This is a genomic window from Haloarcula pellucida, from assembly GCF_014647235.1.
Lineage (GTDB): Archaea > Halobacteriota > Halobacteria > Halobacteriales > Haloarculaceae > Haloarcula > Haloarcula pellucida.
Window position 1 is genome coordinate 121256 of sequence record NZ_BMOU01000003.1, and the last position, 19296, is coordinate 140551.

At 65.5% G+C, this 19296-nt stretch carries 8 protein-coding genes; 3 read left to right on the forward strand and 5 right to left on the reverse strand.

The window, feature by feature from the left end; genetic code table 11:
• The first annotated feature begins 87 nt into the window (after window positions 1–87).
• Together IEY28_RS10450 and IEY28_RS10455 are read left to right on the forward strand one after the other, a co-directional pair.
• Complete coding sequence (locus IEY28_RS10450) at window positions 88–1104, forward strand: DUF7544 domain-containing protein (protein WP_188997103.1); 1017 nt, start codon at window positions 88–90, stop codon at window positions 1102–1104.
• Between the two features lie 65 nt (window positions 1105–1169).
• Window positions 1170–2372 (forward strand): outer membrane protein assembly factor BamB family protein, encoded by a 1203-nt coding sequence (locus IEY28_RS10455; protein WP_188997105.1) that lies wholly within the window; start codon window positions 1170–1172, stop codon window positions 2370–2372.
• Window positions 2373–2718: 346 nt separating this feature from the next.
• Here IEY28_RS10455 and IEY28_RS10460 read toward each other — a convergent pair whose 3' ends face one another.
• The 4 genes from IEY28_RS10460 to IEY28_RS10475 form a co-directional block, all read right to left on the reverse strand.
• A complete protein-coding gene (locus tag IEY28_RS10460; protein WP_188997107.1) occupies window positions 2719–5721 on the reverse strand; it encodes a hypothetical protein in 3003 nt (1000 codons plus the stop codon).
• Between the two features lies 1 nt (window position 5722).
• Window positions 5723–7549 carry a CARDB domain-containing protein gene (locus IEY28_RS10465; RefSeq protein ID WP_188997108.1) on the reverse strand — a complete coding sequence of 609 codons (1827 nt, stop codon included), beginning with the start codon at window positions 7547–7549 and terminating at the stop codon, window positions 5723–5725.
• 3 nt (window positions 7550–7552) lie between these two features.
• Entirely contained in the window at window positions 7553–9649 is a 2097-nt protein-coding gene (locus IEY28_RS10470; protein WP_188997111.1) for a PKD domain-containing protein, read from the reverse strand.
• Between the two features lie 126 nt (window positions 9650–9775).
• A complete protein-coding gene (locus IEY28_RS10475) occupies window positions 9776–16117 on the reverse strand; it encodes a malectin domain-containing carbohydrate-binding protein (protein ID WP_188997113.1) in 6342 nt (2113 codons plus the stop codon).
• Between the two features lie 393 nt (window positions 16118–16510).
• Here IEY28_RS10475 and IEY28_RS10480 point away from each other — a divergent pair, with 393 nt between their 5' ends.
• Entirely contained in the window at window positions 16511–17188 is a 678-nt protein-coding gene (locus IEY28_RS10480; RefSeq protein ID WP_188997115.1) for a TIGR00266 family protein, read from the forward strand.
• A 527-nt stretch (window positions 17189–17715) separates the two neighbouring features.
• Here IEY28_RS10480 and IEY28_RS10485 read toward each other — a convergent pair.
• The gene (locus tag IEY28_RS10485) at window positions 17716–18990 is read right to left on the reverse strand and encodes an orc1/cdc6 family replication initiation protein (RefSeq protein ID WP_229783130.1); all 1275 of its coding nucleotides are present in this window, start codon (window positions 18988–18990) and stop codon (window positions 17716–17718) included.
• Window positions 18991–19296: the final 306 nt, after the last annotated feature.

Consider the following 19296-nt stretch of genomic DNA (forward strand, 5'->3'; position numbering starts at 1 on the left):
GCGCGCCGGCGGAGTGTCCCGCCATTGTGGAATGGTATCTTACCACATAAACTCGAAATTATATGGTTCGAATGACAACTTAGCGGTATGGTACTCTACGCGGTGGAGGACATAGAAGACGCACTGGCCGCCACACGTGCGTTCCTGTGGCCAATCGACCGCTCGCGGTGGCTCAGACTCGCGCTCGTCGTCTTCTTCGTCGGAGGTACCGGCGCGAACGTCAACACCGTCCAGTTCAACATGCCGTTCGATCAGGGCACACCGCCCGGTGGGGCCCCTCCGATTCAAGATATTGGACCCCGTATCTGGTTCCTCGTCGCCGCGATCGTCGCCGTGGCGCTTCTAGTCGGCCTCGCGTTCCTCCTGGTGGGGTCGATAATGGAGTTCGTCCTCGTCGAGTCGCTCCGCACCGAAACGGTCGCTATTCGACAGTCCTGGCGCGACCGATGGCGACAGGGACTCCGCCTGTTCGGATTCCGGGTCCTCGTCGGGCTGGTGGTTTTGAGTCTCGTCGCGGGCCTCCTCGCACTCGTGTTGGTTCCCGTCCTCACCGGAACGGGCGGCCCCGCTGGACTGCCTGCCGGCGGAGCCTCGGTCGCCGCGTTAGTGCTGGTGCTGCCGGTGGTCGTCCTCATCTCGATTCTGGCCGGTCTGGTCGGCGAGTTCACTACGGTTTTCGTCGTGCCCATCATGGTGTTGGAAGACTGCCCCGTCCTCGGCGGATGGGCCCGTCTCTGGCGATCGATCAAAGCCAATCCGTGGCAGTACGTCGCCTACGCCGTCGTAGCGTTCGTGTTGACGCTCGTGGGCGGCCTCGTCGTCACGATAGCAGTCGCGATAGCCGCCGTCCTCCTCCTGATTCCGTTCGGTATCCTCGGCGCAATCGGATTCGTGCTATTCACGGCAGTTCCCTCCGTGGGGCTTGCGGTGCTAGCGCTCGTCGGACTGGCCTCCGGGCTCTCGGTAGTCGTCGCCGCAGCCTTCGTTCAGGTACCCGTGGTGACGTACCTGCGGTACTACGCGCTGTTCGTTCTCGGCGACGTCGACGACGAACTCGACCTCGTCCCGGAGCGCCGGGCCACAGTGCGGGCGGACGAAGCGTGACACCGTCGCTATCACCGCCTGAGAGGACACAAGACATTTGTACCAGACGCGATTGAGCGCGGGACGTGCCCTCCAGACGACGATTCCTCGCAGCACTCGGCGTCAGTGCGCTGGGCGGATTCGCAGGCTGTTCGGCGAGCGCCGACGAACCGCCAGCGCCAGCAACGCCGGATCTCAACCCCGAAAAGGACATATACGGCGCCGACGGCAACTGGTCGAGTTTCGGCTGTAACGCCGGCAACACCCGGAGCGTCCACGGAATCACCGCCGGCAAGGCGCCCGTCGACGGCGTCGACGAGGAGTGGCGGGTCCCGGTCACCGACCTGCAACGAACCGCTCCCGTCGTCGCGGGCAGTCGGGTCTATCTGCCGACCCCTGCCGGCCTCCGTGTCTACGACGCCGAGGACGGAACGGAACTGTGGCGCGAGGACGGCATCGAAGGGTCGCCAGTCGTTCGGGGCGGGACGGTGTTCGCAGCCGACAGCGCCGAGAACGCGGTCCGGGCCCTCGCTGCCGACAGCGGCGACGAACGGTGGTCGGCGGAGACCGACGTGCCCCCGGTCGGCCCCTCGATGTATCCCGGAACGCCGCTCATCGTCGGGGCGGGCGAGCGAGTGTTCGGACTCAACCCGGAGAGCGGCGAGACGGTCTGGTCGCGGCGGCTGTTCGGAACCGTCCTCCCCAGCCCGCCGGTGTGGAACGGCTACGCCGCCGCCGTGGCGACCGAAGCGGGTGAAGTCGCAGTGCTCACGCTCACCCACGGGACCGGTGTCCAGCGCTTCCGACTCCCGGCGCCACCAGTCGCTCCGCCGTCGGCGGACACGGACTCGGTGTACGTCACCTGTCGGGACGGCGTGACGTACGCGCTGGGTGGTGAGACCAGTTCCAGTGGCCAGCGTCGGTGGTCGGTCAAGACCGGGTGGGGTCCTGGCGGTATCGGTCTCGATTCGGGACTCGTCTTCGCCGGGATGTCCAGCGAACTCCACGCCGTCGACAGCGAGTCGGGGTCGGTCCGCTGGACACACCGACTCGGAAACAGGCAACACACGGCCCCGGCTATCGGCCGGGGCACGCTGTTCGTCGGCGGTGACCGGCTATGGGCACTCGACCCCACGCCGAAATCGGGGCTGGTCGGCTCCGGTCCGGCGGTGCGCTACGAGCGCACGTTCCACGGCCGCGTCGGCCCCGGGCCGATACTCCACGACGGGACGCTGTACGTCGTCGCCGAGACGGGGCCAGACTCGACGCACCTGCTCGCGTTGTCCTGACAGGCTAGCAGTCACATACCGACGCGTGTCGTGTCGCCGCTCTCGGCTGCGGTACTGAACGGTGTCTCGTGCTGTCCCGACGGGCATAGGCGTATCCTCGTACACGGCGATAGCGTCCCGCGAAGCTAACCAACAGTCGGCCGATATCCGCCAGTCGTTGGTTAGCTGCACGAATCACGTTCGAAGCATCAGGTGTCGCTTCTCGAAGAAGACACAGAGACGCCGTCGTGCTTGCTGCGGGAACTGAGTCGAACACCGTCCGAGCGTGGGGAACCGCTCGCCGGCGGTGGGACGGCGAGCGACCGTCGCCACCGCCGGCGACTGTCACCTGCTCCCACTCGTCGTGTTAGTGCAGCAGTTTGCTGCCGAACTGCATCTCGTATGACTTCACCGTGTCGATGGCCTGTTCGCGGCTCAGTTCGTCGAAGGACTTCCCGAAGCAGTCCTGTGCGATCTCCTCTCGGGTCGTGTAGTCCGACGGACCAGTTCCGTCGGTGAACGGCTGCCGGTTGTAGATCGCCTGAACTGCCACGGCGCGGTCGGTGCTCAGTTCGTCGAAGTGCGAATCGAACTTCGCGTGGGCGATGTCGTCGGGACTGTACGCCGGGTCCGACGGTAAGTCGCCGAACTGTTCGTCGTAGGCGTTCTGGGTCTCGATGGCCTGTTCGCGGCTCAGTTCGTCGAAGGACTTCCCGTAGCAGTCCTGTGCGATCTCCTCTCGGGTCTTGATGTCCGACGGGTGGGTGCCGTCGGGGAACGGCTGGCGCTTCGCGATGGCCTCGACGGCGATAGCGCGTCGGTCGCTCAGTTCGTCGAGGTGCGCGTCGTACTTCGCGTGTGCTATCTCGTCCGGCGTGTACTCCGCCGGGTCGTCCGAATCGTCGGCGGGCTCGATAGTGATCGTCGCCGTCGCCGAGTCGTCGTCGGTGAAGACGCCGTGTTCGTAATCGCCGGTGTCGAGTCCGCTCGTATCGACGTCCTCGAACGTCACGGTCTCGGCGTCGCCGCCATCCAAGGTCACCTCTTCCGAGTCCAGCGCCTCGTCGGACTGCAGGGTGCCGTCCCCGTCGGTGTCGAGGCGGAACTCGACGTCCTGCGTGGCTGCTTCGTCACCGTCGTTAGTGATCTCGGCGGAGACGTCGACGGCGTCACCCTGCGTCGCACTGTCGGGGGCTTGCAGGTTCGACACCTCGAAGTTCGCCGGGTCTGGGTCCGGTTCCTCGACTGCGTCGACGGTAATCGATGCCCCGTCGGTATCGGTCACCGTGTAGGACTCGCCGACTTCGGTCCCGAGCGCGTCGACGCTGAGTCCGACGTCACTGGAGCCAGCGCTGTCGCCGCGGACGGTGACCGTCGCGATGGTGACGCTCCCGCTATCGGACGTATCGGCCAGCGCGGCCTGTACGTCCACGGAGCCACCGTCGCCGTCGATGGCGACGTCGGTCGTCTCCGACGACGGGTCGCCCCGGACGCTCACGTCGGTTATCGAGGCGACGCTCGGGTCGGCGAGGGTGACGCCGAAGTCGTACGCCCCGACGCCGCCGTCGGCGCTCTCGACGACCACGTCGTAGGTCGTCGAGTCGCCGGAATCGACAGTCGCACTACTCGGCGCTAGCTGGACCGCGGTCTCCAGATTCGGCGTGGATTCGTCGGACTCCTCGATAGTGATCGTCGCCGTCGCCGAGTCGTCGTCGGTGAAGACGCCGTGTTCGTAGTCGCCGGCGTCGAGCCCGCTCGTGTCGACGTCCTCGAACGTCACGGTCTCGGCGTCGCCACCGTCGAGCGTCAGTTCCTGCGAGGTCAGTGCCTCGTCGGACTGTAAGGTGCCGTCCCCGTCGGTGTCGAGGCGAAACTCGACGTCCTGCGTGGCATCTTCGTCACCGTCGTTCGTGATCTCGGCGGAGACGTCGATTGCGTCGCCCTGCGTCGCGCTGTCGGGGGCTTGCAGGTTCGACACCCCGAAGTTCGCCGGGTCAGGGTCAGGGTCCGGGTCAGGGTCCGGATCAGGGTCAGGGTCGGGGAGTGCCCTGACGTTGAGCGACGCGTCCGCGCTCTCGCTCACGGTGTAGGACTCGCCGGCTTCGGTTCCGAGTGCGTCGACGCTGAGTCCGACGTCGCTGCTGCCGGCACTGTCGCCGCGGACGGTCACCGTCGCGATAGTCACCGTCCCGGTCTGTTTCGTGTCTGCGAGCGCGACCATCACGTCGACTTCGGACCCGTCGCCGGCGATAGCGACGTCGGTCGTCTGGTCGGAGGGGTTCCCCTCGACGGTCACGTCCGTTATCGAGGCGACGTTCAGGTCGGCGAGACTGACCGTGAAGTCGTACGCCCCGACGCCGCCGTTTGCGGGCGTCACGACCACGTCGTAGGTCGTCGTCTCGCCGACGTCGACGTTCCGACTACGCGGGGAGAGGCGGACGTTCGTTTCGGGTGCCGGGTCGGCGTCGTCGGACTCGATGGTGATCGTCGCCGTCGCCGAGTCGTCGTCGGTGAAGACGCCGTGTTCGTAGTCGCCGGCGTCGAGCCCGCTCGTGTCGACGTCCTCGAAGGTGACTGTATCGCTGTCGCCACCGTCGAGCGTCAGTTCCTTCGAGGTCAGCGCCTCGTCGGACTGCAGGGTGCCGTCCCCGTCGGTGTCGAGGCGGAACTCGACGTCCTGCGTGGCTGCTTCGTCACCGTCGTTCGTGACTTCGGCGGAGACGTCGATTGCGTCGCCCTGCGTCGCGCTGTCGGGGGCTTGCAGGTTCGACACCTCGAAGTTCGCCGGGTCTGGGTCCGGTTCCTCGACTGCGTCGACGGTGATCGAGGCGTCGGTCGCCTCGTTCACGGTGTAGGACTCGCCGGCTTCGGTCCCCAGTGCCGAGACGGTCAGACCGACGTCGCTGCTGCCGGCCGCGTCACCGCTGACGGTGACCGTCGCGATGGTGACGCTCCCGCTATCGGACGTATCGGCCAGCGCGGCCTTCACGTCGACGGCGGACCCGTCACCGGCGATGTCGACCTCGGTCGTCTGGTCGGAGGGGTCCCCCCCGACGGTCACGTCCGTTATCGAGGCGACGCTCGGGTCGGCGAGACTGACCGTGAAGTCGTACGCCCCGACGCCGCCGTCGGCGCTCTCGACGACCACGTCGTAGGTCGTCGTGTCGCCGACCTCGACCGTCGCGCTACTGGGCTGGAGACTGACCGTGGTTCCGGGTCCCTCTTGCTGTTGTGGCGTCGCGATCTGCAGCGCGCCGCTCGGGCCGACGCCGACGGCGGCACCGCCGATACCGACCGTCACGACGAGGGCCGCTATCGCGACGACGAGCACGCTCTTCGTCTCCAGCACCGCGGGGATGCTCGCTCGCACACTAGTTCACCTCCGTGAACAACTTTTGTACGTCGACCACGTCGACGGTGCCGTCGCCGTTGAAGTCGAAGTTCTCGGGGTTGTTCTGGACGGTGTCGCTCTCCAGATTGGCGAACAGGGCCTGCACGTCGACGACGTCGACCGCTCCGTCGCCGTTGACGTCCTCGTAGAGGCCGTCGTCGTCCGGGTCGGACGGTGCGTTGGCGAAGTCGCCGACGGGTGGCAGACTCGCATCTTCAACGGTGAGCGTGGCCGTCGCGGAGTCGTTCTCGGTGTACACGCCGTGGGTGTACTCGCCGGGGTCGAGACCGCTCGTGTCGACGTCCTCGAACGTCACCGTCGTGGACGCACCGGGGTCGAGAGTCACGTCCTGACTCGCCAGCGCCGTCCCGTCGACGCGGAACTCGACGGTCTGCGTGGCGGTCTGTTCGCCCGTGTTCTCGACGGTCGCCGAGACGTCGACGACGTCACCTTGGGTGACCGTCACGTCGGTCGGGCTCAGGTTCGAGACCGCGAAGTTCGCGGGTTCGGGCGGCGCTTCGACGGTCACGGACGCCCCGTTCGTGTCAGTCACGTCGTAGCCGGTGCCGCTCTCGTCGAAGACCAGCACCGCGTCGTTGCCGTCGGACGGTGCGAGAGTCAGCCCGGCGGTCCCGGCGCTCTCGCCTTGGACGGTCACTTCGGCGACCGTGACGCTGCCGGTGTCCGCGGTGTCCCGGAACGCGTACTCGACGTCCACCGACGACCCGTCGTCGGCGACGTCGATTTCGGAGCTTCCGGACCCGAGGACCGTGGCACTCGTTATCGTCGCGACGCTCGTGTCGTCGACGGCGACGCTGAACTCGGCGGCTCCGACGCCGCCGTCCACGCCGTCCACGACGACGTCGTAGGTGACTGCCTGCCCGGTGGTGACCGTCTGGTCACTGGGCTGGAGGCTCACCGTCGTCTCCGGTGCCGGTTCGGGTGGCTCCTCGATAGTTATCGTCGCCGTCGCGGTGTCGTCGGGCGTCGCCACGCCGTGGGTGACGGTCCCGGTCGAGAGGCCGCTGGTGTCGATATCCGTGAACTCGACGGTGGTCGAGGCCCCCGCGTCCAACTGCACGTCCTGTGAGGCGACCGCGCTCTCGTCGGCAATGGAGTCGTCGCCGTCAGTGTCGACGCGGAACTCGACGGCCTTCGTGTCGGCCTGCCCGCCGGTGTTCTCGACGGTCGCGGAGACGTCGATGGCGTCGCCCTGCGTCGCGCTGGCGGGCGCCTGCAGGTTCGACACCTCGAAGTTCGCCGGGTCGGGTGCCGGTTGGTCACCGACGACGTTCAGCGTCGCGTCGTTCGTGCCGGTCACGTCGTAGCCGGTGCCGCCCTCGTCGAAGACTAGCACATCGTCGTTGCCCGACGCAGGTGCGAGACTGACGCCGGTCGAGCCGTCACTGACGCCCTGAACGGTCACTTCGGCTATCGTGACGCTGCCGGTATCTGCCGTGTCCCGGAACGCGTACTCGACGTCGACGGACGATCCGTCGGCGGCGATATCCGTGTTGGTCGCCCCGGAGCCGAGGACCGTGACGTCGGTAATCTCCGCGACGCTCGGGTCGTCGACCGTCACGCTGAACTCGGCGGCCCCGACGCCGCCGTCAGCGCTGTCCACGACGACCTCGAACGTGGTGGTCTGACCGACATCGACGCTCGTGTCCGCCGGAACGAGACTCACGGTCGTCCCGCCGGCGGCCGCTGCGAGCGGGGCCGCTGCGGAGACGACCACCAACAGCGCGACCGCCGTGACGACGAGGTGCCATCCGCGGCCGGTGTCCGATAGTCGGTCGACAGTCATCGGTTACGCCGTCACCTCGCTGAAGAGCGCTTGCGCGTCGCCGACGTTGATCACGCCGTCGCCGTTGAAGTCGTACGATGCGACGTAGTTCTGGACGGCCGCCGAGTCGCGGTTGCTGAACAGCGCCTGTGCGTCCCCGACGTCGACCGAACCGTCGCCGTTGACGTCCTCGTAGAGGCCGTCGTCGTCCGGGTCACCGGGGAGCAGGCCGTCGCCGTTGACGTCCGGCGGGGTGAACTCTATCTCCGCCGTCTCGTTGTCTGCGGCCGTGAACACGCCGTACTGGCGCGGGCCGAAGTCGGCGTCCGACGGCACGGAGAAGGTGAACGTCACCTGGTCCGTCGCGCCGGCCGCAATCGTCTCCTGTTTGGTGACGACGGTCTCTAAGTCACCGTCGCCGTCGGCGTCGATGCGGAACTCGACGGGCTGGGTGCTCTCGACGCTCCCGTCGTTGGTGACGTTCGCCGTGACCGTCATAGTGCTCCCGACGGCCGCTTTATCGGGCGCACTGAGGTCGGAGACGAGGAACTGGACCGCCTGCACGTCGAGGGATGCACCGTTGGTGCCGGTCACGTCGTATCCCTGCCCGCTCTCGTCGAACACGAGCACCTCGCTGTTGGTGTCGGTCGGTTCGAGAGAGAGGTTCGCGGTGCCCGCGTTCACGCCTTCGACGGAAACCGTCGCGACGACGACACTGCCCGTGTCGGCGGTGTCCGCGAACGCGTATTCGAGGTCGACCCACGAGCCGTCGGCGGCGATTTCTATCTCTTCGGTCGCGCTATCGTCGGCGACGCTCGCGCCGGTGATTTCGGCGGCGGTCGTGTTGTCGACAGCGATGCGGAGTTCGGCGGCCCCGACGCCGCCCTGTGCGTCGTCCACGACGACGTCGTACGTCGTCCCGATGCCGACCGCAGTGGTCTGGTCGGTGGGTTGGAGGCTCACCGTCGTCTGCTTGGTCGGCGGTTCTTCGATGGTGATCGTCGCCGTCGCGGTGTCGTCGGGCGTCACGACGCCGTGGGTGACCGTCCCGGTCGAGAAGCCGCTGGTGTCGATATCCGTGAACTCGACGGTGGTCGAGGCTCCGGCGTCCAACTGCACGTCCTGTGAGGCGACCGCGCTCTCGTCGGCAATGGAGTCGTCGCCGTCAGTGTCGACGCGGAACTCGACGGCCTTCGTGTCGGCCTGCCCGCCGGTGTTCTCGACGTCGGCCGAGACGTCGATAGTGTCGCCCTGCGTCGCGCTGGCGGGCGCCTGCAGGTTCGACACCTGGAAGTTCGCCGCATCGGGTGGCTGGACGGTGACGTTGACGAGGTCCGAATCGGACGCGCCGTCGTCGTCGGTGACGGTGAGGTCGAACGTCAGCGTCGTCTCCGAGTTCACGTCCGGCGCAGTGAACGTCGGGGTGGCCGTGTCCGCGCCGCTCAACGTGACCCCGCTACTGGTCGTCTCCGTCCACGAGTAGTTCAGGGTCCCATCGGGGTCGGTCGAGTTGGTTCCGTCGAGCGTGACCGTATCGCCCGACGTGACGGTCTGGTCCGCACCCGCGTCCGCGGTGGGCGGGACGTTAACCTCTTCGACGGTGAGCGTCGCACTCCCGACGTTGTTCAACGTGTACCCGGACCCGTTCTCGTCGAAGACGACGAGGTTGCCGGTCTGGCTGTTCTGGACGACGTTCACGTCAGTCGAACCGGCCGCGGCCCCCTGCAAGGTCACCTCGACCATAGTGACCGCACCGGTGTCGGGGCTGTCGGCGAAGGCGTACTTGACGTCTGCTGCCGCCCCGCCGCCGGTGATGTTGTTGTCGGTGACGCCGGGGGTGTGTAACACTGTCACGTCCGTGATGGTCGCGACGCCCGGGTCGCTGAGTTCGACGCCGAGTTCCGCGGCACCGACGCCGTCGTCAGCGTTGGCGACCCCTATCTGGACAGTCGTGTTCTCGTCCGGGGCGATGGTGTTGTCGCTGTCTGTAATCGATACCGTCAGGTCTGTGGTCGTCGCCGCGCTAGCGAGGCCAGCGGTCGTCCCGAGGACGACGATGGTCGCTAACAGCAGGCTCAGGACCTGCGACCGCGATGGGTTCGTGAGTCCGTGTGATGTCATTGTGTCGGGTTTCGCGTCGTTTCGTTCCGGAGCCGATGCGTGATTTCGTGGTGCGAGTGAGACGCCGACCCGGCGGAGACGGTCTGCCTCTGGAGTGGTGCCGGGTCGGGGTGGAGCCGAGGCTGATCAGGCCTCCAGTCCGTTGGCGAACAGCGCCTGTGCGTCCCCGACGTTCACCGAGCCGTCCTCGTTGAAGTCGAACGCCTCCACGTTGTCCTGCACGACCGGGTCGTCGGAGTTCGCGAACAGCGCCTGTGCGTCCCCGACGTTCACCGAGCCGTCACCGTTGACGTCCTCGTACTTGCCGTCGCCGTCCGGGTCCGTCGGCGCGTTCTCGAAGTCACCGATGGGACCGGGCCCGTCGGCGAGTTGGAGGATAACGTAGTCCGAGGTCGGACCAGTGTCGCCGTTGGGCTCCTCCACGTAGGCGACGAAGTAGTTCTGACCGCCCTCGGCGGTGGAGTTCGTCAGCGTGACGTCCACCGTCGCCGTGCCGGTCGAGTCGGTCGTCGTCGAGTAGTACTGGACGTCGACCGCCTTGTTGGCCTCGTAGTCCTCGATTTCGTAGGGGTCGGGGACGTTCGAGAGGTTCAGTTCGCCCTCGATGCGGAGGAGCGTCACGTCCGCGTTCGCGGGCGCACCGGAGATGCTGACGGTCTGGTTCTCGTCGAACACCGTCGCCGCGGTGTGCCGGTCGGACAGCGTCGTCGCGGACAGCGAGACGTTGTCGACGCCGATGCTCGGCGGCGACTCGTCGGTGTCGTTCAGCACCGTGGCTTGTGACCCGCCGGCACTGCCGTCGCCGACGAGCGTCGCTTCGTGCATCCCGGTCGACTCCGCACCGACCGAGACGGTGCCACCGGACAGTTCGAGCCCGGAGACCGGCCCCGCGGCCTGCGAACCGAGGGTGGTGCTACTGATGCTGGTCGGGTCGTTGTCGATGGAGAACGCCATCGTCTCGCTCGGTTCGAAGCCCGAGAGCGTGACGATCAGCGTGTCGTAGCCCGCGCTGTTGTTCTGCCCGTTGTGGAAGTTCGTGTACTCGACGTTCTCCACGGTGACGTCGCCGCTGTCGAGGGTGAACTCCTTGCCGACGTCGTCACCGGCGGTGTTGAACGGATCGAACACCATGTCCGGCAGGACCGTGTCGTTCAGGTCCACACGGAGCGTCGTGATGCTCGTGTCACCGGTGTTGGTGACTTGATACGACCCGGCGCCGTAGGTGCTCGCCTCGATACCGCTGTTCGGCGTCAGCGCCACGCTGGCACTGGTGTTGCCGGAGACTGCGGTCGCGTCGTACTCCAGCGCCACCGTCTGTGAGACGGCCCCGGTCGAACTGGGACCGTCCTGCACGGCGGCTTGGTAGTAGTTCAGGTTCGTCGTGTCGAGCGTGACCGGGACCGTGGCCTGCCCGGTCGAGTCGAGCGTGACCGTCTGGTTGCTGACGACTTCGGCGTTGTCGGCCTCGTAGGCGTCCACGTCGTAGCCGTCCGACGGCGGTTCGCTCGCTTCGATGGTGAGCAGGTTCACCGTCGCACCCGCGGGTCCGCTCAGCGTGAGGTTCTGCTGCTGGTCGCTGACCGTCGCGGCCTCGTGGGCCGGGAAGTCGGTCGGGCCGAGCGTGACGCCGTCGACGCCGAGCGTGGGTGCAGCCGAAGACCCGGCGCTCACGGTAGCCTGTGACCCGCCTGCGGAGCCGTCGGTGTACAGGTCGTTCGAGACGGTCCCGCTACTCGACGAGACCGTGACCGCGGAGCCCGAGAGTTCGAGGCCCGAGACCGATCCGGCGCCGCCGGTCGTGGAGGCGCCCTTGATGGTCGTCGGGTCGATGTCCGTCGAGAACGTCACCGTCTCGCCGGCCTCGAAGTCGGTGAACTCCAGCGTCAGGACGTCGTAGCCTTCGCTGTCGTTCACGCCGTTGTGCGGTTGGCTGAACACCGTCGCGGAGTCGGTCGTGACCACGCCGACGCCGTCGCCGGACTCGCTGTCGATGACGACGCCTTTGGCCGTCGAGTCACCAGCGGTGCCGTTGGGGTCGAACACCGCGTCGGGAATCGCGCTCTCGCTCAGGTCTATCTGGACCGAGGAGATGTTGTCATCACCGGTGTTCGTGACGCTGAACGACCCACCGGAGTAGGTGCTCGCGTCGATACCACCGTTCTCGGTGACCGTCACGTCGGCGCTGGTCCCGGTCGGTGCCGGTTCGACCTCTGTGACCTTGATAGCGGATATCTTCGCGTTGTCGTAGGTCGCCTCGAAGTCGATGTCGAGTTGGCCGTCGGTGACCTCGACCGTGTAAGTCTTCTCGGTCGCGTTGAGCGTGCCGACCTCGGCGAAGAGGTCGAAGTTCGTGAACTTCTGATCGTTCTCGATGCTCGCGTTGAACAGCCGGTCGTTCTCGTTCGTGCCGTCGCTGGGCCCCGAGGAGTCCGGCGAGTCGTTCGGCGAGACGCCCTGATAGATTTCGGCGAACTTCAGCGTGACCTGATAGGTCCCGTTCTGGACCGGCACGTCGTAGCCGAACGGGTCACCGTAGCGTTCGGTCGTGTACAGCAGGTCGTCGTCGGTGTTGTTTATCTCCGTCGTGGAGTCGATGCTGTAGGTGCTGCCGGCGGTGAAGTTCTTGTCGGCGGCGTACACCGTGCCGTCGGTGGCCGTGTACTGGTTGCCGCCGGAGTTCACCGCGAACACGACATCGCCGGTCGCGGTGTCGGTGTCCTGCACCGTGACGTTCACGAGGTCCGTGTCGTAGTCCTGGCCGTCCGAGACGTTCACTTCGAAGGTGAGCGTCTCGTCACTGCTGACCTCCGGCGCGGTGAACGTCGGTTCCTGTGCGTCGTTGGCGCTCAGGCTCACGTCGGGGCCTGCCGTCTGAGTCCAGGTGTACCCGAGTTGGTCGCCATCCGGGTCGGAGGACCCGGTGGCGTTGAGCGTGACCGACGTGCCTTCGTCGACCGTCTGGTCGTCGCCCGCGTCGGCAATCGGTGCCTGGTTCGCGGGCGGCGTCACGTACTCGGCGGAGATGTCGGTCCACGTCGCCGGGAACGTCGAACTCGCGCCGTTAGACGTCGAGATGATACCGACCGCGAGGCCGCTCCCGTCCGAGGTGTCGAGCCAGCTCGCCGGGATGGCGGCCGTTCCGATGTCCGTCGTCTGGTTGTTGACCTCGTAGGATGCGTTCAGCGCGACTTCGTCTTCGCCGTTACCGGGAAGCGGGTCGAGCGTCGGATCGACCGTCAGGTACAGCGTCGTGTCGTTGCCCGTGACGGCGCTGTCACTGACGACGTTCGGCGAGGTCTGATGGGTGAACGAATCGTCTTCCTCCTGGGCGAACTCGATGCCGCCGTTGCCGCCGTCGGCCGCGACGACGAGTTTCGAGTAGTTCGACTGGTCACCGGTCCCGACGAATATCCCGGCGGACTGGAAGTTCTCCGGGTTCTCCGGGAAGGAGGCGACCGTCGTCTCGACCGTGAACGGTTCGTCCGGCGGGTTCACGCCGAACTGGAACGCGTACTGCTGGGTGTTCGTCGACGAGTACGCGTCACCTTGAGGTACCTCTTCGACCGTCAGGACCTCCGCGGCCCCGCCGACGGTCATCTTCGAGGTGTTGTAGAGGTCCTGATAGTCGTCCTGACCGTTCGTCATCAGGCCCGTCCAGCCCTGCCCGGAGTCGTCGTTGAGCGCCGCGTTCTCGCCGAACAGGCTCAGTTCCGAGAGGTCGTGCTGGACCGGGAGGGTCGTCGTGGTCCCGTCGTCCGGGTCGACGGCGAACGGGTCGGACGTGTCGGGCTGGCCGTCGTTGTCGTCGTCCGGGTCGTTGACGTTCGACGTCTTGTCGTCGTCGAAGTCGGCCGGCGTCGACGCCGACGAGCAGGGGTCCGACCCCGCGTCTAGCTCGTCGGCGTTGTCGTAGCCGTCGCCGTCTTCGTCGAGCGTCGCGTCGTCGGCACCCGTACACTCGGTTCCGCCGTCAGTGCCGTTGTAGTCGACCGGTTCGAAGATAGTGACGTCGTTGCCACCGTGGTTGGCCGTCCAGAACGTCCCGGGGAACTTCTCGTCGTCACCGACCGCGTCGAGACCCAGCGGACCGCCGGTGTTGCCTATCGTCTCGACGTTGGTGGCGGTCGTGCCGTCGGAACTCAGTTCGACGCGCTCGACGTCACCGCCGAGTTCGACCTGCAGGAGGTCGCCGTCCATCGCCCCGCCGAAGTTCGAGGCGGTGTACTCGTCGGTCGCACCGGTCGGGCCGAACAGGACCTTGTTCCCGTTCGTGTCTTCGAGCGTGTTCGCACTCCCCGCGGGCGCTCCCGGGTCGGGCGAGTTGCTCGTCGGCGGGATGTAGTCGGCCTCCACCGGGTTCACCATGCTCGACGGGACCGGGGAGTTCGACGCGTTGATGTCGAAGATGACGTTCCCGTTTGCGTCGTAGATGTCCGCCTGCGTGGGGTTCGCACGGATGGGCGCCGCGTGCCCACCGTAGTCACCCTCGTCCACCTTGATGAGTTGGTCGCTCGTCGAGAAGCTCCCGTCCTCGTTGGGGTGGTTCGTCACGTTCGCAGCGTCCGCGACGATGTTGCCGTTCTCGTCGGCTGGCTGGCCGCCCCAGCCACCGTTCGGCCCGTGGTCGCCTGCATAGACCTGACCGCTCTCGGTCACGACGAGGTCGTAGGGGTTCCGATAGCCGGGCGAGTAAATCTGGACCGGCCCGCCCTCGACGAGTTTCGCCTGATTGATGCCGTCGTTCCCGCCGAACGGCAGGTCGTCGCCGTCCGTCGCGTCGTCGTTCTGAATCGTCGGGATGGCGTAGTAGAACGACAGGTCGGGGTACGACTGGGTGCTTCCCTGTGGGTCGTAGTTCTGGAGGTTCTTCGCCGTGTAGTTGGCCTCGATCTGTGCGAGGTCTATCTCGAGGATGGCGGCCGACAGCGCGTACTCCGGCGTGTGGCCGAAGTTGTCGCCCGGTGCGCCCTTGTTGGTGTGGCCGCCCTGCGCGATGTACAGGGTGTCTCCGTCGTTGGAGAGGTCGACGCCGTTCGGCGAGTGGTTCTCCTCGGAGCGCGGTAGCCCGAGGACCATCACGTCGTGGTCGACGTTCGAGATGTTCTCGTTGGTGTACGACAGCGTGAGGCGTGAGAGCGCCCCGGAGTTCGTGTCCGTGTCGTCGTCGTCAGTACCGACGTCTATCGATGGGTCACTCGACGTGACGTAGACGACTGGTTGGGAGGCCGTCCCCCCGACCGTGAGGCCGGTCACCTGCCGGTTGTTCTCACCGGTGTTGTAGTTCCCGAAGTCGTCGTGGTTCGGGATGTCGTTGATGGCGTCTATCTGCTCTACGTCGGTCGCCTGATAACTGTTCTCGCCGGTTCGGTTGACTTCGACCGCGTACACCGTCCCGCCCTGCGTCGAGACGTACAGGCGGTCGTCGGGGCCGAACTCTAGCGCGGTCGGGTTGCCTGCGCTGAAACCCTGTAGCGTGCTCTTGGAGAAGTCTGGGTCAGCGGAGCTAACGCCCTCGCCGGTCAGGTTGACCGTGACGGGCGAGTTGGTCCCGCTGTGACTGACCTCCATCGTCGCCTCGTGGATGGCGACCTGATCCGGCGAGTAGGTCACGTTGACCGTCGTCGACTCTTCGGGCGCGAGCGTGACGCTGCCCGAGAAGTCGTGCGAGAACTGACTGGTGTTCGCCCCAGTCAGCGTGACGCTGTCGATGGTGATGTCCGGGTGCGAACTGTTGCTCGCGTTCCCGAGGTTCGTCAGCGTCACCGTGTCGGTCTCGCTGTTCCCCGTCACGACGCTGCCGTAGTCGACGCTGTCGGGCGACGCGCCGAGTTCGTCCGGTTGCGGTTCCGTCGGGACGATTTCGACGGCCGAAATCTTCGCGTTGTCCACCTCGGTGACGAAGTCGACGTCGAGCGTCCCGTCGCTGGGCGTCACCGTGTACGACTTCATCGTGCCGACGTCGTGGCCGACGTCAGCGTAGATGTCGTAGTTGTTCAGCACCTGCTCGCCCTCGATGGTCACGTCGAACTCACGGGCACCCGAGGAGGTCGCGAATATCTCGGCGAAGTACAACCGGACCTCGTAGCTCTGTCCGGCAGTCACGTCGAAGTCCCACTGCTGGTCCCCGTAGCGTTCGGTCTGGAACACTTCGGACGGCGTGCTGTCCGGGACAGTGCTATCGAGCGTTATCGTATCGCTCGTGCTGAACGTACTCGTACTCCCGCTGACTGTCACCCCCGTCGTCGACCCGGGTGGTGTCCAGTCGGCGCCGCCGTCGATCGCGGCCACCGTCGACCCACCCGCGTTCACGCGGTACAGTGAGCTATCACTCGCAACCTGATACTGGACTGGGTTCGCTTCCGGTGCAGTCACGAACGCCCCGGCGGTGCCGCCGGCGACGATCGACAGTACTGTGAGTACTGATAGTGTGACTGCCAGCGTTTGCCGTTTGAGACTTCTGTCTGGCATCGAAGCTACCGTCGAAGGATAGCTATCTTAGAATAGGCCGCCTGAAAACCAGTCAGAGACCGGTTTCATAGGGTTAGAGCGCTGATAATTACACATCACGAATCCGTGTATCCCACTCTCGTGTAACGAAATCGGTTGCTTACAGGCGGGTTACGCAGCACAACGTGGCGTCTCGCTACCACTCTTGCCCAGTCACTAGTCACGTAGTTGCCACTCTATCACCGTCCTGCGGTCAGCGACGGCTGGCTTCGTGGCGTCGGTGGGACGTGCAACGGCGGGTGTGGGGTGGCCGGTCGGCGAATGAGCCCCGGACGACGTGTCGCCGATTCCCCCGCGACACCCGAGTATGCCCACAGCGGCACGGCTATATATCATCTGAGCGAACAAAATCCCATGGAATACGAGATACCCCACAAACCGTCGTACGCCCAGTTGAACCTCTCGCTCGAACCTGGGGAGTCGGTCCGAGCGGAAGGCGGTGCGATGGTCAGCCACACTGCCGGCATCGACGTCGAGACGAAGGCCGAAGGGGGACTCCTGAAGTCACTCTCTCGGTCGGTGCTGGGCGGTGAATCGTTTTTTATGAACACGTTCACCGCCTCACAGGACAGCACGCTTCGTCTCGCACCGGCACTACCGGGCGATATCCAGCACCACGAACTCGACGACGAGACGCTGTTCGTCCAGTCGACGTCGTTCGTCGCCTCGGACCCGGCGATAGACGTCGACACGGAGTTCGGGGGCGGCAAGACGTTCTTCGGTGGCGAAGGCCTGTTCCTGCTGACGCTATCGGGAACCGGGCCCGCGTTCATCTCCAGTTACGGCGCCATCGACGAACTCACCGTCGAACCCGGTGACGCCGTCGTCGTCGACACCGGCCACATCGTGGCGTTCGAGGAATCGCTCGACTTCGACGTTCGGAAGGTCGGCGGCCTCAAGTCGACACTGTTCAGCGGGGAGGGCCTCGTCTGTGAGTTCCGCGGCGAGGGGACCGTCTGGACCCAGACGCGAAGCCCGGACGCCTTCCTCTCGTGGTTGATTCCGAAGTTGCCGACCCCCAGCAGCAGTTAGTAGCGTCGCTATCCGCCGCGTTTGTACGGTCGGTCGTCGAACCGGTATCGAAATGAACGTCGGTAGTCGTCGAGAGTGGGATCTAGCTAACCAACAACCGCGCGAATAGAGGGGGCTCTGTTGGTTAGCTCCGGGAAAGTCACTCCCGCTACACTCGGGTTCGAACCGCAAGTCGACGTTCGACCATCCCAGTGCACTCCCGCGTTCGACGACATCTCGAACACATCGATACAGGTGTCACCCCCTCCCCATAATCGGCCGCGCTGGATACACTTCGATAGAGGGGTGTGTATCACTGATTGGCCGGGTAGGCACCCCCCTGCAAGCGCCGTTCTGCGAGTGCGGTTCGTCCCGGTTCGTAGGACGAGAGAGACGTCGAATTGGAGGAGAAGAGGCCATATAATGCGAGAATACACATCGATAGGGGTGTGTCGGTGGGGTCGGCGGGTAGCGCAACCACATCGGCGAGCGCGTGGTTCGATTCGCCGGTGAACACTTCGATAGAGGTGTGTGCGGCGGGCCGAGGGCTACCCCTCGTTTCGTAACTGCGCTTTCACGACAGACGCCACCTCGTCCTGAGACACCATCTCGATTCTGGAGTCCTCGCGAAGCGTCTCCAGAATCGTCGCCGGCGATTCGCCGAACTGGAACTCGAGGAACATCCCCGAACTCGGGCCGTGGCTCCGACGTTCGAAGTCGACGAGCGAGTACGTCGTCAGCTCTTTCATCTTGTTGACGTACGTCTCCTGATGGTACTGGTCGGCGTCAATCGAGTCCGTCAGGAACTGGTAGACCTTGTAGCCGGTCGTACTGCGTGCCGCACCGCTGTTGGACTCCGCCGCGACGGCGGCCGTCGCGTAGAGACAGAGTTTCTTCTGGGTGCTGATTCCGCGGACGACTTCGAGAACCCGGTTCTTCTCGACCTTGTCCTGTGCCTCGCGGACGTGTGCTTCGTTGACGCGTTCGTCGCCCTCCCGTTCGGCCAGTTCGCCGGCGACGCGCATCAGGTCGATGGCCTTCCGGGCGTCGCCGTGAGTCTGTGCCGCGAACGCGGCCGCAAGCGGGATGACGTCGTCGTCGAGGACGTCGTCGTAAAAGGCGTCCTGCCGTCTGCGGAGAATCGCCTGCAACTGGTTCGCGTCGTAGTCCCCGAAGTGGACGTCCTCGGGCGTGAACGAACTGAGCGCCCGACTCCCGACCGACTCCATCATCTTCGTGTCGTTCGATATCGCGACGACGGAGATGAACGTCTCCAGTTCGCCGTCTGCGCCCGCGCGCGAGAGTTGATACAGGAGGCGTGAGAACGCGGGATCTTGCTTGTCCCGCCGACCGACGAGCATATCGAGTTCGTCGAGGACGAACACCAGCGAATCGAAGTTCTCGTCGACGATGCGGAACAGTTCGTCCCACTTCTCCTTGGTCGCTACACCGTGTTTCGGGACCTGTACCTCCACGCCGGCCTCGTCCGCAGCGCGGGAGACGAGTTCGTACACGGCGACGCCAAGCGTGTCCAGATCCTGGCAGTTGACCTCTATCGTCCCGAACCGGATGTCCCGCGGTTCACAGATCTGGCTGATGTTCTTACAGACGGCCTTCGTGATGAGCGACTTGCCCGTTCCCGAGGGGCCATACAGGAAGAGATTCGGGGGCCGGTTGTCGCCGAGTGCGACCCGGAGCATCTTCGTGACCTCCTGTAACTGCTCGTCCCGGCCGACGATACGGTCTTCCTCGACGACGTAGTTCGGGTCGAGCAACGTCCGCTCCCGAATCAACCCCTCCTGTTCGTCGAACTCGAGGAGCATCTCCTCGATAGACTGGGACTCGGACTGGGCTTCGAACTCCGTCTCGGACTCCGTTGTCTGCCCCTCGGTGTCGACGGGAGTCTGGTCGGCGTCGCTTGCAGACGGTGACACTCCCGAGGACTGGCCGTCCCGTGTCACGTCGTCGGCCGAGGACTCCGGCCGATCTCGGGAGTGTTCGGAGTCGTCTGTGTCCATACGTGACCCAAACACGGGTGTACCAAAAGTGTTGGCACCTCCATCGAAGTGTGTTCTACCTGTGGAACGGTTCTATCTCGGATATTCACCGAGTTAGTCAGGCGTGGCTAA